The organism is Erwinia sp. S38, from assembly GCF_016624545.1.
Taxonomy (GTDB): Bacteria; Pseudomonadota; Gammaproteobacteria; order Enterobacterales; family Enterobacteriaceae; genus Erwinia; species Erwinia coffeiphila.
Genome location: NZ_JACVTS010000003.1, coordinates 267,777 through 287,370, shown reverse-complemented (window position 1 = coordinate 287,370; position 19,594 = coordinate 267,777). Strand labels below are relative to the sequence as shown.

The 19,594-nt window shown below is 57.0% G+C and carries 15 protein-coding genes; 5 read left to right on the top strand and 10 right to left on the bottom strand.

All coding sequences use genetic code 11. The annotated features are described in order from the left end of the window. Nucleotides 1–525 precede the first annotated feature (525 nt). Nucleotides 526–1,524, top strand: a complete 999-nt coding sequence (gene add / locus IBT46_RS05705; RefSeq protein ID WP_200544748.1) for an adenosine deaminase — start codon at nt 526–528, stop codon at nt 1,522–1,524. Between the two features lie 111 nt (nt 1,525–1,635). Here add and IBT46_RS05700 read toward each other — a convergent pair whose 3' ends face one another. The 5 genes from IBT46_RS05700 to IBT46_RS05680 all read right to left on the bottom strand — a co-directional run bounded on the left by IBT46_RS05700 (nt 1,636) and on the right by IBT46_RS05680 (nt 7,316). Continuing rightward, on the bottom strand, nt 1,636–2,676 hold the full coding sequence (locus IBT46_RS05700) for an oxidoreductase (protein WP_105595510.1): 1,041 nt from the start codon (nt 2,674–2,676) through the stop codon (nt 1,636–1,638). Nucleotides 2,677–2,751: 75 nt separating this feature from the next. Further along, complete coding sequence (gene araC / locus IBT46_RS05695; protein WP_105595511.1) at nt 2,752–3,669, bottom strand: arabinose operon transcriptional regulator AraC; 918 nt, start codon at nt 3,667–3,669, stop codon at nt 2,752–2,754. Nucleotides 3,670–3,683: 14 nt separating this feature from the next. Continuing rightward, nucleotides 3,684–4,667 (bottom strand): L-arabinose ABC transporter permease AraH, encoded by a 984-nt coding sequence (gene araH / locus IBT46_RS05690; protein WP_200544747.1) that lies wholly within the window; start codon nt 4,665–4,667, stop codon nt 3,684–3,686. 16 nt (nt 4,668–4,683) lie between these two features. Beyond that, entirely contained in the window at nt 4,684–6,207 is a 1,524-nt protein-coding gene (gene araG, locus IBT46_RS05685) for an L-arabinose ABC transporter ATP-binding protein AraG (protein ID WP_200544746.1), read from the bottom strand. Nucleotides 6,208–6,332: 125 nt separating this feature from the next. After that, nucleotides 6,333–7,316 (bottom strand): arabinose ABC transporter substrate-binding protein, encoded by a 984-nt coding sequence (locus IBT46_RS05680; RefSeq protein WP_105595514.1) that lies wholly within the window; start codon nt 7,314–7,316, stop codon nt 6,333–6,335. A gap of 359 nt (nt 7,317–7,675) precedes the next feature. On the opposite strand from IBT46_RS05680, the gene IBT46_RS05675 reads away from it, so the two are divergent. The 4 genes from IBT46_RS05675 to IBT46_RS05660 all read left to right on the top strand — a co-directional run bounded on the left by IBT46_RS05675 (nt 7,676) and on the right by IBT46_RS05660 (nt 13,694). Then, the gene (locus IBT46_RS05675; protein WP_200544745.1) at nt 7,676–9,373 is read left to right on the top strand and encodes a ribulokinase; all 1,698 of its coding nucleotides are present in this window, start codon (nt 7,676–7,678) and stop codon (nt 9,371–9,373) included. Beyond that, complete coding sequence (araA, locus tag IBT46_RS05670; protein WP_200544744.1) at nt 9,370–10,872, top strand: L-arabinose isomerase; 1,503 nt, start codon at nt 9,370–9,372, stop codon at nt 10,870–10,872. The genes IBT46_RS05675 and araA overlap by 4 nt, the downstream gene beginning before the upstream one ends. A gap of 376 nt (nt 10,873–11,248) precedes the next feature. Then, on the top strand, nt 11,249–12,463 hold the full coding sequence (locus tag IBT46_RS05665) for a hypothetical protein (protein WP_200544743.1): 1,215 nt from the start codon (nt 11,249–11,251) through the stop codon (nt 12,461–12,463). 46 nt (nt 12,464–12,509) lie between these two features. Next, on the top strand, nt 12,510–13,694 hold the full coding sequence (locus IBT46_RS05660) for an amidohydrolase (RefSeq protein ID WP_200544742.1): 1,185 nt from the start codon (nt 12,510–12,512) through the stop codon (nt 13,692–13,694). Between the two features lie 104 nt (nt 13,695–13,798). Here the strand turns inward: IBT46_RS05660 and IBT46_RS05655 are convergent, their stop codons facing one another. The 5 genes from IBT46_RS05655 to IBT46_RS05635 form a co-directional block, all read right to left on the bottom strand. Further along, nucleotides 13,799–14,755: an ABC transporter permease gene (locus IBT46_RS05655; protein WP_200544741.1), complete on the bottom strand. Its 957-nt coding sequence runs from the start codon at nt 14,753–14,755 to the stop codon at nt 13,799–13,801. Beyond that, entirely contained in the window at nt 14,752–15,723 is a 972-nt protein-coding gene (locus tag IBT46_RS05650; RefSeq protein ID WP_200544740.1) for an ABC transporter permease, read from the bottom strand. The genes IBT46_RS05655 and IBT46_RS05650 overlap by 4 nt, the downstream gene beginning before the upstream one ends. Beyond that, entirely contained in the window at nt 15,716–17,200 is a 1,485-nt protein-coding gene (locus IBT46_RS05645) for a sugar ABC transporter ATP-binding protein (protein ID WP_200544739.1), read from the bottom strand. Before IBT46_RS05645 ends, IBT46_RS05650 begins: the two co-directional genes overlap by 8 nt. 50 nt (nt 17,201–17,250) lie before the next feature. Continuing rightward, on the bottom strand, nt 17,251–18,234 hold the full coding sequence (locus IBT46_RS05640) for an autoinducer 2 ABC transporter substrate-binding protein (RefSeq protein ID WP_200544737.1): 984 nt from the start codon (nt 18,232–18,234) through the stop codon (nt 17,251–17,253). 525 nt (nt 18,235–18,759) lie between these two features. Further along, nucleotides 18,760–19,533, bottom strand: coding sequence for an NAD(P)H-dependent oxidoreductase (locus tag IBT46_RS05635; RefSeq protein WP_200544830.1), 774 nt, complete (start codon nt 19,531–19,533; stop codon nt 18,760–18,762). Nucleotides 19,534–19,594: the final 61 nt, after the last annotated feature.

Below are 19,594 nucleotides of genomic sequence, written 5' to 3'. Positions count from 1 at the left end.
AGCCAGCGGCAATACCCGGATTTGCAACCAACGCAGCACCAATACCCAACCATCATCAGAAACCACTTCTTTCGTTACACTGTCACAATAAAAATACATAAAATTCAAAAGCTAAAACATACCGACAAAGCTTTAAATTTCAGACCACACCAAACTCTGAGAGCAGGCTGGCCGTGCCCCCGAGCGGACAATCCGCAGCGCCGAACGCAGAAAGGAAGCCAGGATTCGGCCGCATGGACGCGGCCGAAAGTCACGGTCGGGCCAGGACGGCCCGTCTGTGGCGGTCCGACAGGCTGACGTACGAAGTGAGGGAACCGCGAAGCGGCGCGAGGACCGCCCGAGCGGGGGCACGGCCAGCCAGCGCTAACTCCCGGCTTTGCAAACAACGCAGCGCCAATGCTCAACTATCGGCATTCCGCCCAATTAACCACCAACCAATCACCCATTTGCGCAAATAACTGGTACTGTTGCGCAATTAGTTTTTATAATGCTCTGCACTTTTACATCACCTCAAGAGTGCCGACCATGATCGACCGCCAGCTCCCCCTTACCGATATTCATCGCCACCTTGATGGCAACATTCGCGCGCAAACTATCCTCGACTTAGGCCGTGAATTTAACCTCACCCTGCCCGCCAGCACGCTGGAAACCCTGCGCCCGCACGTGCAGGTCATCGAAACCGAACCGGATCTGGTCAGCTTCCTGAATAAACTCGACTGGGGCGTGAAGGTTCTCGGTTCGCTGGATGCCTGCCGCCGCGTGGCGCAGGAAAACGTTGAAGATGCCGCGCGCGCCGGAATTCACTACGCCGAACTGCGCTTCTCTCCGGGCTATATGGCGATGACCCATAATCTGCCGGTAGCAGGCGTAGTGGAAGCCGTAATCGACGGTGTGAAAGCAGGCTGTGCCGCACGCAACATTGACGTCCGCCTGATCGGAATTATGAGCCGCACCTTCGGCGAGCAGGCCTGCCTGCGCGAACTGGATGCCCTGCTGGCACACCGCGACGGCATTACCGCGCTGGATCTGGCCGGTGATGAACTTGGCTTCCCGGGTAATCAATTCCTCAGCCACTTCAACCGCGCGCGTGATGCCGGTTTGCGCATCACCGTCCACGCGGGCGAAGCCGCCGGTGCTGAAAGCATCTGGCAGGCGATTCGCGAGCTGGGAGCGGAGCGTATCGGCCACGGCGTGAAGGCCATTGAAGATCGGGCACTGATGGATTATCTGGCGGCGAACGGCATCGGTATTGAATCCTGCCTCACCTCCAATATCCAGACCAGCACCGTCGCCTCGCTGGCGAGCCATCCGCTGAAAGCCTTCCTTGAGCACGGCATTCTGGCCACCATCAATACCGACGACCCGGCCGTTCAGGGGATCGAAATTGGTCATGAATATGAGATTGCCGCACCGGCAGCCGGTCTGAGCCAGCAGCAGATGCGCACCGCGCAGGATAACGGCCTGAAAATCGCCTTCCTGAGCGAGGCGGAAAAAGCCGCGGTGCGGGCTCGCGTCGCGGGTTAATGTTCAAGACAGTAGATTAAGAAAAAACTGCCGCCGCATGACGGATAGCGATCCAACAGGCGGCGGCAGTGGTTCGACACTTCTAATCCGTTGAATCCCCGGCTGTGCGAATTATCTCAGCGACAAAGTCTGGCGCTTCTCTGCGGATTGCAGACCCAGCTCGATCAGTTCCATCACCTGAATCGCCTCCTCGGCTTTCACCGGGTTCTCACCCACGCCGTTCAGCGCATCACGGATCGCCGCATAGTACGCGGGGTAGTTGCCTGGAATGGTCAGCAGAGTCTTCTCGGCCAGCACATCCCCGTTAACCAGCGTCACCACACCGTCACGCATATCGTATCCCCAGTCTTCCTGCGGCGGGCGGGCCCCCGCTTTCAGCGCATCTTCCTGCGGATCGAGGCCATACTTCACGTAGCTGCCCTGTGTACCGTGGATCTGATAGCGCGGGGACTCCGCCGCCACCAGCATGCTGCCATGCAGCACGACGCGGCGCTGCGGATAGATCAGCGTAGCGTGGAAGTAGTCGGTGGTTTGCGCGCCCGGGCGCAGCTCGGTGGTGTCGACGTTAATCGCCACCGGGGAACCGAACAGCTGCAGGGCCTGATCGATAAGATGCGGCCCCAGATCGTACCAGATGCCGCTGCCCGGGCCTTTCTGCTCGCGCCAGCGCTGTTTCACTTCCAGGCGGAAGCGGTCAAAATGCGACTCAAAATAGCGCACTTCACCCAGGGTGCCGTCGGCCAGCAGCGACTTGACGGTCAGGAAATCACTGTCCCAGCGACGGTTGTGGAACACCGACAGCAGCAGACCTTTTGCCTTGGCCAGCGCGTCCAACTCGCGCGCCTGCGACAGTGTCACGGTAAACGGTTTATCCACCACCACGTTTTTACCCGCATCCAGCGCGGCTTTCGCCAGCGGGAAGTGGGTATCGTTCGGCGTGGGGATCACAATCAGCTGGATGGTCGGATCGTCAAACAGCGCCTGAGGATCGGCAACTACCTGCACCGAGGGCCAGTCGGCGTGGACTTTTGTGGCGTCGCTGCTGGAAACCGCGGCCAGCTCCATTTCTGCCGTACCGGCAATTAACGGCGCATGAAACGTCTTACTGGCGAAACCATAGCCCACCAGCCCTACACGTATTTTATCAGTCATCACTTTCCCTCTTCTGGTTACCCATTGATTTAAGACGATCGGCCCAGAGAGAACAAGGTGAAATCATTCTGATTCTTATTCATTAGCACGCCGTGGTACGTACCATGTTTCCTGAGCGACCAGCGCATCGTGCGCATCCAGGCTGCGGCGGCGGAAATCGCTGGGGCTGACGCCGACCCGTTTGCGGAACACCCGCGAGAAATAGAGCTGATCGTCATAGCCCACTTCCCGGCCAATGCTGGCAATCGGCTCCTGGGTGGTTTGCAGCAGCAGTCTGGCGCGGATCACCCGCTGATCTTCCCGCCATCGCAGCAGGTTAACCCCCATCTGCTCGCGGAACAGGTGTGCCAGCCGCGAAGGCGACAGGCAGACGTGTTTAGCCACTTCCTCAATTTTTACCTCAGCCGCCAGGTTGCTGGTGACATACTGGCAGGCTTCAATCACCCGCGAGTCGCGAACCTGCTGATGGCTGCGCGGATCTTCTTCTACCGCCCGCAGCAGCAGGCGCTCCAGCAGGTTCATCGCCAGCTCTTCGGCGAAGCGCCTCCCGGAGTTGTGGGTGTTTTCAATGCTGGCAAACAGGCGGTCGAACTCCCCGCGCAGCGCCTCGGGTAGGTGCAGCCGTCCCACGCCCTGCACCTCGTCCTGAAACGACAGCCAGTCGCTCCAGTAGGCGCGGGGGCGGAAATAGACCCAGCGGTGATGCCAGGCGTCGCTGTCGGGCGAGCGGCCGTAATAGTGCGGGGTTTTCGGCTGGAACAGCAGCAGATCGCCCTCTTCACAGTCAAAGGCCGCATCGCCGTCGAAAATGCGTCCGCGCCCTTTCACCGTCAGGTTGAGGATGTAACCTTTCATGCCGTGCGGCCGGTCGACGAAGAAATCGAGCGGCCCGTCGGCGTTAATCGGCGTCAGCCCGGCCACCAGCCAGGCACCGAACTGATAACCAGGTAACAGCGGGTTAGATTGTGTGACCGGTGCCAGGCGATGATACATAACGCGTCCCCTTATCAGGCTGCTTTATTTTTCTGTTTGTAGCGGTCAAAAATCACTGCTGCTAACAATATCAAACCGCGAACGACGTACTGTGAGAAAGGCGATATATTCAATAAGTTCATGGCGTTTTCCACCGTACCCAGAATCAGAACCCCCGCCACCACATAGGAAATTTTACCGATGCCGCCCTTCAGCGATACACCGCCCAGCACGCAGGCGGAGATCACAATCAGCTCATAGCCGATTGAGGTCATCGGCTGGCCGCTGGTCATGCGCGACGCCAGGATAATCCCCGCCGCCGCCGACACCAGGCCGGAGAGGATAAAGATGATAATCCGCGTGCGCACCACCGGCACACCGGCTAAACGCGCGGCTTCTTCGTTACCGCCGATAGCCAGCGTGTTGCGGCCAAAGGTGGTTTTATTCAGCAGGAAGGCAAACAGCGCAAGAGTGATAATGGTTAACCACACCGGTGCCGGTACGCCCAGCCAGCTGGCGTAGCCCAGCGCGAAGAAGCGCTCATCTTCGATGCCTACCGCTTTACCATCGGAGAAGATATAGGCCAGACCGCGCACGATCTGCATGGTTGCGAGGGTGGTAATCAGCGCGTTGATTTTCAGCTTAGCGATGACGAAACCGTTCACGAAGCCGCAGGCCACGCCGAGCAGCAGACCGGCACCGACGCCGATCCACAGGCTTTCGCTGAGGTTGATGACTACCGCACAGGTCACTCCGGCGCAGGCAATGACCGATGCCACGGAGAGGTCGAAATCGCCGGAGGCCAGGCAGAACAGCATGCCGCACGCGACCATTCCGGACATCGAAATCGCCAGTCCCAGCCCTTTCATATTGATAATACTGGCGAAATTAGGCACAAAGACCATACAGGCGAGGAACAGCGCGGCAAACACCACCAGCATGCCGAAGTTATCCCAGATACGCCCGAAGCTCAGGCGCGACGGTGCCGCCGGGGCGGTCGTTGAAGTTGTCGAAGACATAGGTTTCTCCTGCATATCAGGCCACCGCGGTGGCAGGTTTAGCGGTTTTAGGCATCGCCAGACCGAGGGTCAGCGCTTCGGTGGCATCGTCGTGGGCCAGCTCGCCAGCAATCTCTCCTTCGCGCATCACCAGAATGCGATCGGCCAGGCCCATCACCTCCGGCAGATCGCTGGAGGCAAACAGCACGGCAATGCCGCGCTCGGCCAGCGCATAGATCAGCTGATAAATTTCGTTTTTAGCACCGACGTCGATGCCGCGTGTCGGCTCGTCGAGCATGATCACTTTCATCTCTTCCGACAGCCAGCGGCCCAGGATCGCCTTCTGCTGGTTGCCGCCGGACAGATTCATAATCAGCTGGTCCGCCGTCGGGGTTTTGATATTCAGCGAGCGGATATGCAGCCCGGCATTTTTCGACTCCCAGGCTTTATCAATCAGAAAACCTGCCGTCAGGTTATTGCGACGGGCGCTGATGTTGATGTTGTCGCGAACCGAGTGCACCGGAATGATGCCGTCGGCCTTGCGATCTTCCGGGCAGAGCATGATGCCGGCGCGGATCGCCTCAACCGGTTCGCGCAGGTTGAGTTTTTCACCATCCAGCCACAGCTCGCCGCCGGTCAGCCGGGTGGCACCAAACAGCCCCTTCATCAGTTCGCTGCGCCCTGCACCCACCAGGCCAAACAGTCCGACGATCTCACCGGCACGGACGCTGAATGAGACCGGGCTGCGCACGCCTTTCGCCTGCACGTTATCCAGACGCAGGCGCACCTCGCCGCACGGACGCGGGCTGTAGCCGTAGATATCGCCGATATCGCGCCCGACCATCGCCTGCACCAGCTGTTCGTTGTCGCAGGTGCTCATATCGCTGAAGGTACGCACGTAGCGGCCGTCCTTGAAAACGGTAATCGCATCGCTGAGGGCGAAGATCTCTTCCATGCGGTGTGAAACGTACAGCACCACGCGGCCATCGGCGCGCAGCTGGCGAATGACGCGGAACAGCTGATCGATTTCACGAGCGGAAAGCGAGCTGGTCGGTTCATCAAACGCAATCACCTGCGCGTTGCGGGTCAGCGCCTTGGCAATTTCGACCATCTGCCATTGCCCCAGCGAGAGGTATTTCAGCGGCATATCGGGGTCGATATCCATCCCCAGCACCGCCAACTGTTTTGCCGCCTCCGCACGCAGGCGACGATGATTGACCAACCCGCCGCGCTGCGGCAGCTGGCCCAGAAAAATATTCTCTGCCACGGTCATTTCCGGGATCAGATGCAGTTCCTGATAAATAATCGCCACTCCGGCATTCAGCGCATCGGTGGTGTGCTGAAAGTTGACCGGCTGGCCCTTAAGGCGAATTTCTCCACTGCTGGCGCGATAGCTGCCGCTGAGAATTTTCAACAGCGTTGATTTCCCGGCACCATTTTCCCCCATCAACGCATGGACCTCTCCGGCATGGCAGTCGAAGCTGATGTCCTGCAGTGCCTTCACGCCGGGAAAGGTTTTACCAATGCCGTGAAAGCTGAGATAAGCGGGTTCTCTGGTCATATCACTCCCCTGAAACGGTGTGGGACGGCAACGGCGTTATACGTCCCGTAATACAAATAATCAGACCGTGGGCCGACCGTTGCAGCGATCGACCCACATCAAGTGACGTTGTCACTAACAACGCATTACATCAGCCCTTTCTTAGCCAGCTCGGCCTTGAAGTTGTCGCGGGTGATCAGCACCACGTCGGTCACTTCGGTAAACTTCGCCGGCTCCGCGCCGTTGGTCACCCAGTCATGCAGCATTTTGATACTGCGGTAGCCGTGAACGTCCGGGCTTGGCAGCAGCGAGCCGTAGAAGCCGGTGGCCTGGCCTTTCGACAGTTCGCTGACTGCATCCACGCCGTTGATACCGATGCCGATAACATTAGGTGCCTTGAAGCCCTGGCCTTCTGTTGCGCGCACGCCGCCGAGCACGGTGTTGTCATTCATGCCGACGATCAGCCAGTTTTTCACTTCAGGATGCTGTACCAGCAGCGAGTTACCGGCATCGAACGCACCGGGGATATCGTTAGATTTGGTGGGGACCTGATAAATCTGTTTTTCCGGGAATCCGGCCGCTTTCAGCGCGTCCATTGAACCACCGGTGCGACGGCGTGCCGTATCAAGCTCGTTAGCGGTAATCGCCATTACTGCGGTGTCTTTCACATCCCAGCCGCGCTTCTGCATCTCCTTATACAGCTCCTGCCCCTGACGCTCGCCGATTTTGGTCGCGGCCATCATCACCAGCGGCACGGTATCCATCGGTTTGCCTTTGGCGGTCACGAACTGGTCATCAACCGCGATCACTTTCAGGTTGTAGCTGCGTGCCTTCGCCATAATCGCGGAACCCAGTTTCGGGTCCGGGGTGCAGATAACGAAGCCTTTGGCACCGCTGGCTGCCAGGCTGTCGATGGCGTTAAGGGTTTTCTCGCCGTCCGGCACGGCAATTTTGATCACCTCAAAGCCCAGCTCCTGGCCTGCTTTGTCAGCGAACTTCCATTCGGTCTGGAACCAGGGTTCTTCCGGCTGCTTCACCAGAAAACCGAGTTTCATTGTCTCTGCGATAGCGGATTGTGACATAACGGCAGCAAGGCTGATTGCGGCCAGTGCTTTAGTAAATTTGTGCATGAGGCTCTCCGGCTCAGTGCCCGCTTTTGACGGGGTTGTGTAAACGGTAACAATCGGAAGATGTAATAATTAAAATCGTATAAACAGCAACTTATATAAAACCGTCGTGTTTTTTGCGGCGGCGGTTAATTAGTTTTACCCGCATACAAACGGAAATTTGTAGAGCGCTATCACACACTGGAATTACAGGCGTTTTGTCCATACATTCAGCTGATTTAACCGGAAAGTAACATTTGAAGCGCATCACATAACCGCATCTGATGGCAGAAAAGTGCATATTTGCAGCCGCTCACACCTAACCGCTTCTGCGCCATGTTCCCAGGATAGAGAGACTTGACTATCGTCTCTGGAGAACAACTATGAACAAGGGTGCCATAACCCTCGGTCTGGATTTTGGCAGCGACTCGGTTCGGGCGCTGGCGGTGGAATGTGCCAGCGGACGTGAACTGGCGAAGCAGGTCGTTGCCTATCCGCGCTGGCAGGAGGGCCGCTATTGCCAGCCCAACCGAAATCAGTTCCGCCATCATCCTGCGGACTACATCGAAGCGCTGGAGCAGGCCATTCGTGACGTTGTCACTCAACTCGGTAGCGACAGCCAGAACGTGGTCGGAATTGGCGTCGACTCTACCGGCTCTACTCCCGCGCCCATCGATCGTGAAGGTCGGGTGCTGGCGCTGCGCCCGGAATTTGCCGATAACCCCAATGCGATGTTCGTGCTGTGGAAGGATCACACCGCCATCGAAGAGGCGGAAGCCATCACCCGCCTGTGCCACAGCGGCGAATTCGAAGATTATTCACGCTATATCGGCGGGATTTACTCCTCGGAATGGTTCTGGGCCAAGATCCTGCACGTCAGCCGTGAGGATGCCGCGGTACGTGACGCCGCTGCCTCGTGGGTCGAGCTGTGCGACTGGGTTCCGGCTTTGCTCAGCGGCACCACCGCTCCGGCCGATCTGCGCCGTGGGCGCTGCGCCGCCGGGCATAAATCCCTGTGGCATCCGCTGTGGCAGGGGCTGCCGGAAGCGGCATTCCTCGATGCGCTCGATCCGCTGCTGACCCGCGATCTGGATTCTCCCCTGTTTACCGATACCTGGACCGCCGATCTGCCAGTGGGCGAACTCACCGCCGAATGGGCTGAACGTCTTGGCCTGCCGAGCGGCGTGGTGATTTCCGGCGGCGCCTTTGACTGCCATATGGGGGCGGTCGGTGCCGGTGCGAAGCCCTACACGCTGGTGAAAGTCATCGGCACCTCCACCTGCGACATTCTGATTGCCGATCCCGAGCGCGTGGGCGATCGCGCGATTAAAGGCATCTGCGGCCAGGTCGACGGCAGCGTAGTGCCGGGGATGATCGGCTTTGAAGCCGGTCAGTCAGCGTTTGGCGATATGTATGCCTGGTTCAGCCGCCTGCTCAGCTGGCCGCTGGTCCAGGCGATGCAGCAGCAGCCGGAACTGAAAACCCAGCTGGAACCGATCCGCCGTGCCCTGCTGGAGGAGTTAACCAGAGCCTGGGCCAGCGATCCTCAGCTCGATCATCTGCCGGTGGTGCTGGACTGGTTTAACGGCCGCCGCACGCCGTTTGCCAATCAGCGCCTGAAGGGGGTGATTACCGACCTGAATCTGGGCACCGATGCCCCTACGCTGTTCGGCGGGTTTATCGCCGCCACCGCCTTCGGGGCCAGAACCATTATGGAATGTTTCGAAAATCAGGATATTCCGGTACAGCAGATCCTGACGCTCGGCGGCATCGCCCGTAAATCCCCGGCCATTATGCAGGTGTGCTGCGATGTGATGAACCGGCCGCTGGACATCGTGGCTTCCGACGAGTGCTGCGCGCTGGGTGCGGCCATTTTTGCCGCCGTTGCCGCAGGCGTCTACGCCGATATTCCGGCCGCGCAGCAGCAGATGGCCAGCCCGCTGGAGCAGACTCTGCAACCCGATCCTGCCCGCGTCGCCCGTTTTCAACAGCTTTATCAGCGTTATCTTCAATGGTGCGAAGTTGCCGAACCGCAGTTTGCGCCACAACAGTCATCCGTCAGTGAAGGAGTGGTTTTATGACCCTGTTAAACACCGCAACCGTATGGTTTGTGATTGGCACCCAGCATCTGTACGGCGCGGAAACTCTGCGTCAGGTTGAACAGCACGGCAAAGAGGTCGTCGACCAGCTTAACCGCGAAGGAAAACTGCCCTTCCAACTCCAGCTTAAACCGCTGGTCAAAAGTCCGGACGAGGCGCTGGCGCTGTGCCGCGATGCCAACCACGACCAGCAGTGTCTGGGGATTATCACCTGGCTGCACACCTTCTCACCGGCGAAAATGTGGATCGGCGGGCTGTCCGTGCTAAATAAACCCCTGCTGCAATTCCATACTCAGTTTAATGCGGAAATTCCGTGGGACAGCATGGATATGGACTTTATGAACCTGAACCAGACCGCGCACGGCGGCCGTGAGTTCGGTTTCATCGGTGCCCGTATGCGCCTGCCGCATCAGGTGGTCACCGGACACTGGCAGGACCCGCAGGCGATACAGCGCATCGCTCAGTGGATGCGTGGGGCGGCCGCAAAACTCGCCAGCCAGCAGCTGAAAGTCGCACGCTTCGGTGACAATATGCGTGAAGTGGCGGTCACGGAAGGCGATAAAGTCGCCGCGCAGATCCAGTTCGGCTACGCCGTTAATGGCTGGGGCGTCGGCGATCTGGTGGAGGTGATTAATCAGGTCAGCGACGGCGACGTCAGTGCGCTGGTTGATGAATACGAGAGCCGCTATGAGTTCTCGGCAGCGGCAGCGGTTAACGGAGAACGACGCCAGAACGTACTGGATGCCGCCCGCATCGAACTGGGTATGAAACGCTTCCTTGACGGCGAAGGCTGCCGCGCGTTTACCACTAACTTCCAGACTCTGCACGGTATGACCCAGCTGCCAGGGCTGGCGGTGCAGCGTCTGATGCAGCAGGGTTACGGGTTTGCCGGTGAAGGTGACTGGAAAACCGCCGCGCTGCTGCATATTTTCAAAGTGATGGCCGGTAATCAGGCGGGCGGTACCTCGTTTATGGAGGATTACACCTATCACTTCTCGCCGGGCAACAATCTGGTATTAGGTTCGCATATGCTGGAAGTCTGCCCGTCTATTGCCCGTGAAGCGCGCCCGCTTCTGGATGTGCAGGCGCTGGGCATTGGCGGTAAGGCCGATCCGGCGCGGCTGATCTTCTCTTCTCCGGCCGGTGCGGCGGTCAACGCCAGCGTGATCGATATGGGCGATCGCTTCCGCCTGCTGGTTAACGTGGTGGATGCCATCGAGCAGCCGCATGCCCTGCCTGCACTGCCGGTTGCCCGCGCGCTGTGGCGTGCCCAGCCTTCGCTGGCGACGGCTTCAGAAGCCTGGATACTCGGCGGCGGTGCACACCATACGGTGTTCAGCCAGGCGCTGACGGTTGACGATATGCGTCTGTACGGCGAATTGCATAACATCGAAGTGCTGGTGATTGATAACGACACCACCATCCACGGTTTCCGCGATGCGCTGCGCTGGAATGAAGCGTATTATCGTCTGGCACGTTAACAATATGACCGACAGCGCCTGGCAGCGCTGTCGGTTGTTATTTTATCGTTACGCACCGTAAGTAAAATTAGATTTTTAGCACCCGCCTGAATATAGCCCCTTCAAACTTTCAACACCGCCGGAAATACCCTCTCAAACTTAAATTCGCATAGTTTTTCCTTATAACCTCACACTTTCAGTGATTCTTCTCTGGTCATCAGTTTTGTGCTGTGTTAATTATTGTCACCGGTCACTTTATTTAACACCCTGGGCATTTATTCTAAAACTTCGCGTTAGCAACACCACCAACTAGTTGATAATTATAATCATCAGGTAAAAATCAGATTATCTGACCAACAGGGCTGTTATTCTAAAAATAATCAAATGGATGTGTTTTATGTCGCAAATGTTCGCACTTTTACTGGTCATGGTCATTTTATACCTGGGCGATTTGGTTTCTGTCAGAACGAAAGCCTGGATACCCTCCGTATTTGTCTGCGCCGTGCTGTTTTTATTTGGCTACTGGACCTTCTTCCCGCAGGATATCGTCAGCCGCGCCGGTATCACCCCGGTAGTTGCGGTGATGCTGATGTATTTACTGATCACCAATATGGGCACCCTGCTGTCGGTTCCTGAACTGATCCGCCAGTGGAAAACCATCATCATCTCTCTGGCCGGTATCGCCGGTATTATGGTGACGGTATTTGTGGTCTGTATGCTGATGTTCGACCGCAACACCGCTATTGTGACCATTCCCCCGCTGGTCGGCGGCATCGTCTCGGCGATCATCATGTCCAAGGGCGCGGCGTCCGCCGGGCTGGTTGATTTATCCGTTTTTGCCATTATGATCTACGTGATGCAGGGCTTTGCCGGCTATCCGCTGACCGCTATTATGCTGCAGCGTGAGGGAAAGCGCGTGCTGCAAAAGTACCGCAGCGGCGAGTGGCAGGAGACGGTCGCGGGCACCCCGCTGCCGGATAAAACCTCTGGCGCTGCGGATAACGCCATGCCGCGCCTGTTTGGTCGCATGCCCGCCCACTACAACACCAGCTATTTTAAATTTATGCGCCTCGCCTTCGTGGGCTGGCTGGCGTATCTGGTTTCCGGCTGGCTGGCGCCCGTGGTGGCGGTCAGCCCGTTCGTGCTGTGCCTGCTGTTCGGGGTGATCGCCGCCTCGCTGGGTTTCCTGGAGCGGCAGCCGCTGCAAAAAGCCAACGGCTTCGGCTTTGCGGTGATGGGCCTGATGCTGTTTATTTTTGATACGCTGAACCGCGCCACCCCGGAAATGCTGCTGCGCCTGCTGCTGCCGATGCTGGTACTGATTGCCGCCGCCGTAGTCGGGATGTTTATCGTCTCCTGGATCGTGGGAAAAATGCTGGGCGTCAGCATGGAGATGGCGTTCGCTATCGCGCTGACCTCGATGTACGGCTTCCCGGCGGACTACATTATTACTAACGAAGCCATCACCGCACTGACCAAAGATGAGAAAGAGCGCGAGGTGCTGACCCAGCACATGCTGGCACCGATGCTGGTCGGGGGGTTTATTTCCGTCACTATGGTGTCGGTGGTGCTTGCCGGGATCATGGTGGGCTACATTATTCCTGCTGTTTAAATCATTATTCAGTGCAATGGTACGAAAAATAAGGGAAGCAACCGTTATGACAAGCCAGTCAATTACGCAGGCCGTCCACGCCTGGAAAGAGGCGATGATCGCCTTCCGTCGCGATCTGCACGCGCACCCCGAGCTGCCGTGGGAAGAAATCCGCACCACCCAGAAAGTGGCGCAGGCGCTGGATGAGATCGGCATCAGCTACCGCCTGACTCAGCCAACCGGCATTATCGCCGAGATCAAAGGCGGCCAGCCGGGTAAAACCGTGGCGCTGCGTGCCGATATGGATGCGCTGCCGGTGCAGGAACTGAGCACGACACTCAGCTACAAATCTCTGACCGACGGTAAAATGCACGCCTGCGGCCACGATGCGCATACTTCCATGCTGCTGAACGCGGCCAGAGCGCTACAGGAGAACCGCGCCGGGCTGCGCGGCAACGTGCGGCTGATTTTCCAGCCGGCGGAAGAGATCGCCGAAGGTGCGCGTGAGATGGTTCGCCAGGGTGCGGTTGAGGGCGTAGATAACGTCTTTGGCATGCATATCTGGACGACCACCGCCTCCGGCAAGATTTCCTGTAACGTTGGCTCCAGCTTTGCCTCTGCCGATCTGCTGAAAGTGAGATTCAAAGGGCGCGGCGGCCACGGCTCGATGCCGGAAGCCTGTATTGATACCGCCGTGGTGGCCTCTTCCTTTGTAATGAATCTGCAGGCGATTGTCGCGCGCGAAACCTCGCCGCTGGAATCCGCAGTGGTGACCATTGGTCGGATGGAAGTCGGCACGCGCTTTAACGTGATTGCCGAGAATGCGGTACTGGACGGCACGGTGCGCTGCTTTGACGTTGCTACCCGCGAGCGCCTGAAGGCGGCGATCGAGCGCTATGCTCATCACACGGCGGAGATCTACGGTGCCACGGCGGAAGTTGAGTACACCTACGGCACGCTGCCGGTGATCAACGAAGAGCGCAGCGCCCTGCTGGCGCAGTCGGTGATCCGTGATGCCTTCGGTGAAGAGGTGCTGTACGCCGAACGGCCGACCACCGGCGGTGAGGATTTCAGTTACTTTATCGAGAATGTTCCGGGCTGCTTTGCCCTGCTGGGCTGCGGTAATAAGGCGAAAGGAACCGACTGGGCGCATCATCACGGCTGTTTCAATATCGATGAGGATGTGATGGTGCACGGCGCTGAGCTGTATGCGCAGTATGCGTGGCGGTACTTGCTGCAGGATGATTTCTGATGTGCTGAGGCTGACACCGCCTGCTCCATACGGGCAGGCGAATGTCAGCCACGTTGTCAGTCAGGGCGGGATCGTCGCCCCCGGTGCAGATCCCGCCCTGCTGTTTATCCTGCCCGCCCCAGCCCAAGCATCCCTTTCGCCTGAATGAAGCACAGCAGTAATGTGCCCCACAGCGCCATGGTCAGATACGGGCTGATGCCCAGAATATTAAAACCGCTCTCAATAATCTGTAACAGGAACAGTGCCAGAACCATACCGATAATTCGGCCGCTGCCGCCGTCCGGATTCACCCCGCCCAGCACCGCAGCAAGAATCGATATCAGCAGGTAAGATTCGCCGTACGACGCTTTTGCCGAATTCAGCTTCGATATCATCAGGAAGGCGGCAATCGCACACAGCAGCGCGGAGATAACATAGACCCAAATCAACACCCGACGGGTATTGATGCCGGAGTAGTGTGTCGCCCGCTCGTTGGAGCCAATCAGATAAATTGAGCGCCCCAGCGCGGTTTTCTCCAGCATCACCCACAAACCGAGGGCTACAGCGGCAAACAGCCACAGCGGCAGCGGGATGCCGAACCACTGCGCATGATTTAACCACAGCACCCACTGCGGATAGTTGGCAATCGCACTTCCCCCCGTCAGCAGGATATTCACGCCTTTGAGCAGCGTCATCATCCCAAGCGTGGCGAGGATCGGCGAGACACGTATTCCCGCAATCAGTACACCGTTGCACAGGCCGATGATTAACGCGGCTCCACCTCCCGCCAGCAGTGCGGCCAGGGCCGTCCCCACTCCGGGCGGATACTGGGTGGCAATCCAGGCCATCACCAGCGAGCAGGAATTAGCGGTGGCAATAATCGACAGATTAATTCCGCCGCACAGCATGGTCATCGCCATCGCCAGCGCCAGGATGCCCAGCACCGGCATCTGGGAGGCGATGGACTGAAAATTACTCACCGACCAGAAGATCTCCGGCATGGCAATGCTGAAGGCCACCACCGTCAACCCCAGCAGACCAATCAGGTAAAACTCAACGTTATTACGCCAGGACTTTTTCATAACAAACTCCGGTTCTGATACTGGCTCCATGCCGTCGCGCTGATGCTGGCGACAATAATCGCCCCGGTAATCAGGGTCTGCCAGTATGAAGACACCCCCAACAGGTTGAGGCCGTTCTGCATCACCGCCAGCAGGATCACCCCGAGTAGTGTCCCCGTCAGGGTGCCGCGTCCGCCAATCAGGCTGGTTCCCCCCAGCACCACGGCGGCCAGCACCGTCAGCTCATACCCCAGCAGCGCGTCCGGGGCCACCGTCATCACGGTCCAAGCCTGAATCACCCCCGCCGCGCCGGACAGCAGCCCCATGTAACCATAAACAAACAGCTGCAGGCCGAACACGCTGAAGCCGATACGGCTGGCGGATTCACGGCTGCCGCCCATCGCGTAGATTTTGCGGCCCGTCGCGGTGAAGTTCATGATAAAAGCGGTCAGCAACACCACGACTATCATTGCCAGCAGCGGCAGACCCAGCCCGTAGTCGTAGCCCTCCGCGTCGGTGAATTTAAACAGCATCACACCCTGCTCAAACCACGGTGGGAAGTCGTATAGCCAGACCCCTTTGCTAAGCCAAAGCAGTAAACCGTAGAAAATATTCAGTGTCGAAATGGTGATAATGATTGAGGGGACGTTCAGACGATTGACCAGCAGCGCATTGATCAACCCCAGCAGCACGCCGATACCGCCAGCCAGCATGAACGCGACCGCAAAGTTGCCGCCAAACTTTTGCAACAACACCACCATGCCATACTGCGCAATAATCGTTATCGCCGGGAAGGAGATATCGATCCCGCCCGAAATCAGCACCACAAAAAGGCCGCAGGCGAGGATGGTTAACATGGCGTAATTGTTCAGCAGATCGTAAAGGTTGCTGAGCGTCAGAAACTCGTCGCTGCGCCAGCCCAGCAGAAGGCATATCGTGATGATTAACACCGCCAGCCAGAATTCATGCCGTTTGAACAGGTTAGCCATTCACCACCTCCGCAATCTGCTCCTGGGTGCTGCGGTCCGGCAGGAAACAATCGGTAAGCCGCCCCTGCTTCATGACCAGAATGCGGTGGCTCTGGTACCAGGCTTCCTCAATTTCATCGCAAATCATCAGCACGGCGATGCCGTGGGCGGCCAGATCGCTGATAATTTGGTATATACCCGCTTTATTGGCAATATCAACGCCGACCGTCGGGCTGTCGAGGATAAGTAATCTCGGGGCGATAGCCAGCCATTTGGCAATTGAAACGCGCTGGGCGTTACCGCCCGACAGCGTATTGACCGGCAGGCCGGTATCGGGGGCTTTAATGGTCAGCGCTTTCACCATCCGCTCAACCAGCTGCTGGCTTTTACTGTCACTCAGCAGGCCAAACGCGCCCCTGACTTTTCTGAACACGGTGCTGATAATGTTGTTTTCAATGGACTGGGTCATTACCAGCCCGCGCGACATGCGGTCCTCTGAAACATAGCCAATCCCCTGGCGGATGGCGTCATGGTTACTGTGCAGATGAACGGCATGGCCGTTAATCAATATTTCGCCGCTGTCCGGCTGCGTCATACCGAACAGGCTCAGGCACAGTTCCGTCCGGCCTGCCCCTAACAGCCCAACGATCGACACCACTTCCCCGGCCTCAACCTTCAGAGAAATATTGTGGTATTCGCCTTTACGGCTGAGGTCACGGACCTCCAGCGTCGGCTGGCTGCCTTTACCCTGCCAGAGTTCGCGGATCTTGTAGTCGAACTCCTGGCCAGTCATCAGGTAACCCAGCCTGCGGGTGGTGATCTCCGATGCAGGCCAGGTTCCCACCAGGCTGCCGTCTTTGATCACGCTGATCCTGTCTGAAACCGCCATCACCTCTTCCAGACGATGACTGACGAACACCACGCAGATCCCCCGTTCACGCAGCTGTCGCACCACATGTAACAGTCCTTCCACTTCCTGGTGGGTCAGCGAAGCGGTGGGTTCATCCATAATGATTAACCGGGCATCCTGCGCCAGCGCGCGGCAAATAGCGACCAGCTGGCAGCGGGCAATCGACAGCGACTCCACTGGCGCATCCAGTGGCAGCGAGACGTTGATGCTGGCCATCGCCCGCTCGGCGCGGCTGCGCAGCTCGCGGCGCTTCACTAATACGGCGTGGTGATAGTGATTAATTGCGATGTTTTCCCAAACGCTCAAATTGGGAAACAGCGACAGATCCTGATAAATTACCTGAATGCCCTGCGCAACTGACGTCACCGGAGTCAGTTTCGACCAGACCTTACCACCCAGTTCAATTTCTGCCCCCTCGTCAGGGCGATAGACGCCGGAGATGATTTTAATCATCGTCGATTTACCGCAGCCGTTTTGTCCGGCAAGGCAATGGACTTCCCCCGGCATAAAATCAAGATTGATATTATTCAGCGCCCTGTTTGCATGAAAGGTTTTACTGACATGACGGAGAGAAAGGAATGGTGCCATAGCGTATCCTGGTCAATTAAAACGGGGCGGCGAGCGCCCCGTAAAGCGGATTAATATAAGGAATCGATATTCTCTTTATTCACTAACAGCACTTTATGAAAACGAATGATGTGCTTATCCGTATCCACATCCGCCTTGCCCAGACCTTTAATTTCAAAACCCGGTTTGATCTCCTGACCGTTGAACAGCGTGCTGGCCACCGCCGTCAGGGCATAGCCTGCCGTGGCCGGATCGTAGGTAATACCCTCGGTAATATCTCCGCTTTTAATTAATGACGCCGCCTGTGACGGGATCATCATGCCGTAGACCGCCACTTTGCTTTTCGCCCGCTTTTCTTTTACCGCGCGGCCCGCGCCAATTGGGCCGTTGGAGCCAAAGGACACCACGGCCTGTAGATCCGGATAGGTCTTCATCAGATCCAGTGTTGTACGGCGAGAGTCATCAACGCTTTCCGCCACCGGCATACGCGTGGTGACTTCATGCATCTCCGGGTAATGTTCTTTCTGATACTTAATCAGCAAATCCGCCCACAGGTTGTGCTGTGGCACCGTCAGGTTGCCCACATAGATGACGTAGCCGCCTTTGCCGCCCATCCGCTTAGCCATATGTTCAACATATTCAGCCGCGAACTTCTCGTTATCGATGATTTCCACATCCCAGTTGGCGCTCGGCTGCCCCGGCGATTCATTAGTAAGAACGACGATGCCCGCATCGCGCGCTTTCTTAAACACCGGCTCCAGCACGTTAGCATCGTTAGGAACAATGGTGATGGCATTCACTTTACGCGCGATCAGATCCTCAATGATTTTAACCTGCTGCGGGGCATCGGTGCTGGATGGCCCGACCTGCGTCGCGTTAAGATTGAAGTCTTTCCCCGCCTGAATCACCCCTTCGCCCATACGATTAAACCAGGGCATGCCGTCGATTTTGGAAATATTGACGACGGTCTTCTCTGCCGCATACAGCGGCGCAGAAATAAATGCGGTCCCGAGTAACAATGGCAAAACAAGTTTAGCAACCAAACGATTTTGCATATATATAGCCTCACGAGCCTGTAGTTATAGAGATAGGATGGCGCAACGTGCATAAAAAAACTGGATTGATCGAAAAACACGAAATTAATATTCATTCGGCATTAAAACAGGGAAGAAAACACTTTTACCGCTAAAAAACCACTCCCGCCTGTCAGCTTAAAACAAAGAATAAACAGGGTGTTTTGCGTGTGACAGGTAAGAAAACGCTATATATATGGATAAAAAAACTCTGCTTGAGCCGTCGTGACTCTATTCACAAAAAGCACAGGCCATAATTCATTTAAACATTAATCTTCTGCAGGTTATTTTAAAAATTACCGTTTTTATTTTACGTTGCTCTCATCACCTCCCTAAAAATAAACATCCCCGGCGGGAAGCCCGCAGGGGAATGATTCAGCTTCACAACTCCGCGTAACAAATAAAGTTCATAAAAAGCAGAATAAAATACGAATGTTAATTTCCAGTACCGTTTGTTTGCCGCTTACTCTTAAACGCGGTCGGTGCGCAAACGATCGGCGGGCACTCTTATTCATTTTTTGCAGTATGCACCGCCAGGCCGGTCAGCCCCGGCGCAATATGCTCGGCCAGAATATGGCGATCCGGGTAGCTGCCATCGTTTTGACAGCGGAAGGGGATCGGCGCGTCGTCAAACAGCCCCTCCAGCCGGTTTCGCCATGCGGCTTCAACCTGTGGCATAACATCGGCATCCAGCCGCCCGCTGCCATATACCGCAAAGGTCGGTAAAACCTCCATGCCGGTGTAAAACAGCGTGCCGTGGGTAATGGGAAACAGCAACTGTTCCAGGCAACCATTAATCCCTCTGGGGGCGTAATCTTTTTCCGGGCCGCCGACCGAAACGGCGAGCAGCGCGCGTTTGCCCAGGAAGCTGCCTTCGCCATAGCGATGCGCATTGCCTTTATCCTGATAGCCGTAGGCCAGACCGTAGGCCCAGACGCGCTCTATCCAGCCTTTCATGATGGCGGGCATGCTGAACCACCAGAGAGGAAATACAAAGATCACCGCATCCGCCGCCAGCACCTTGTTCTGCTCCTGCACGACGTCTGACGTCTGGCTGCCGCTGGCAAAAGCATGCGCTGACTCCGCGATAAAGGACAGGCGTTCGGGATCGCTTCGGTCAGGGAAGTCCTCGCCGTCGAAAACCGCTTTCCACCCCATCGCATAAAGATCGGATTCCACCACTGAATGACCGTTTGCTTCCAGGAAATTCCGGGCGACGTTGACAAGATGACGGGTTAACGACGTGCTTTCTGGCTGTGCGTGTACAAGAAGAATATTCATAATCTGCGCCTCGTGAGTTGACGGGGACAGCGTATTTTTATCTGCGGTATAATAGAAATTA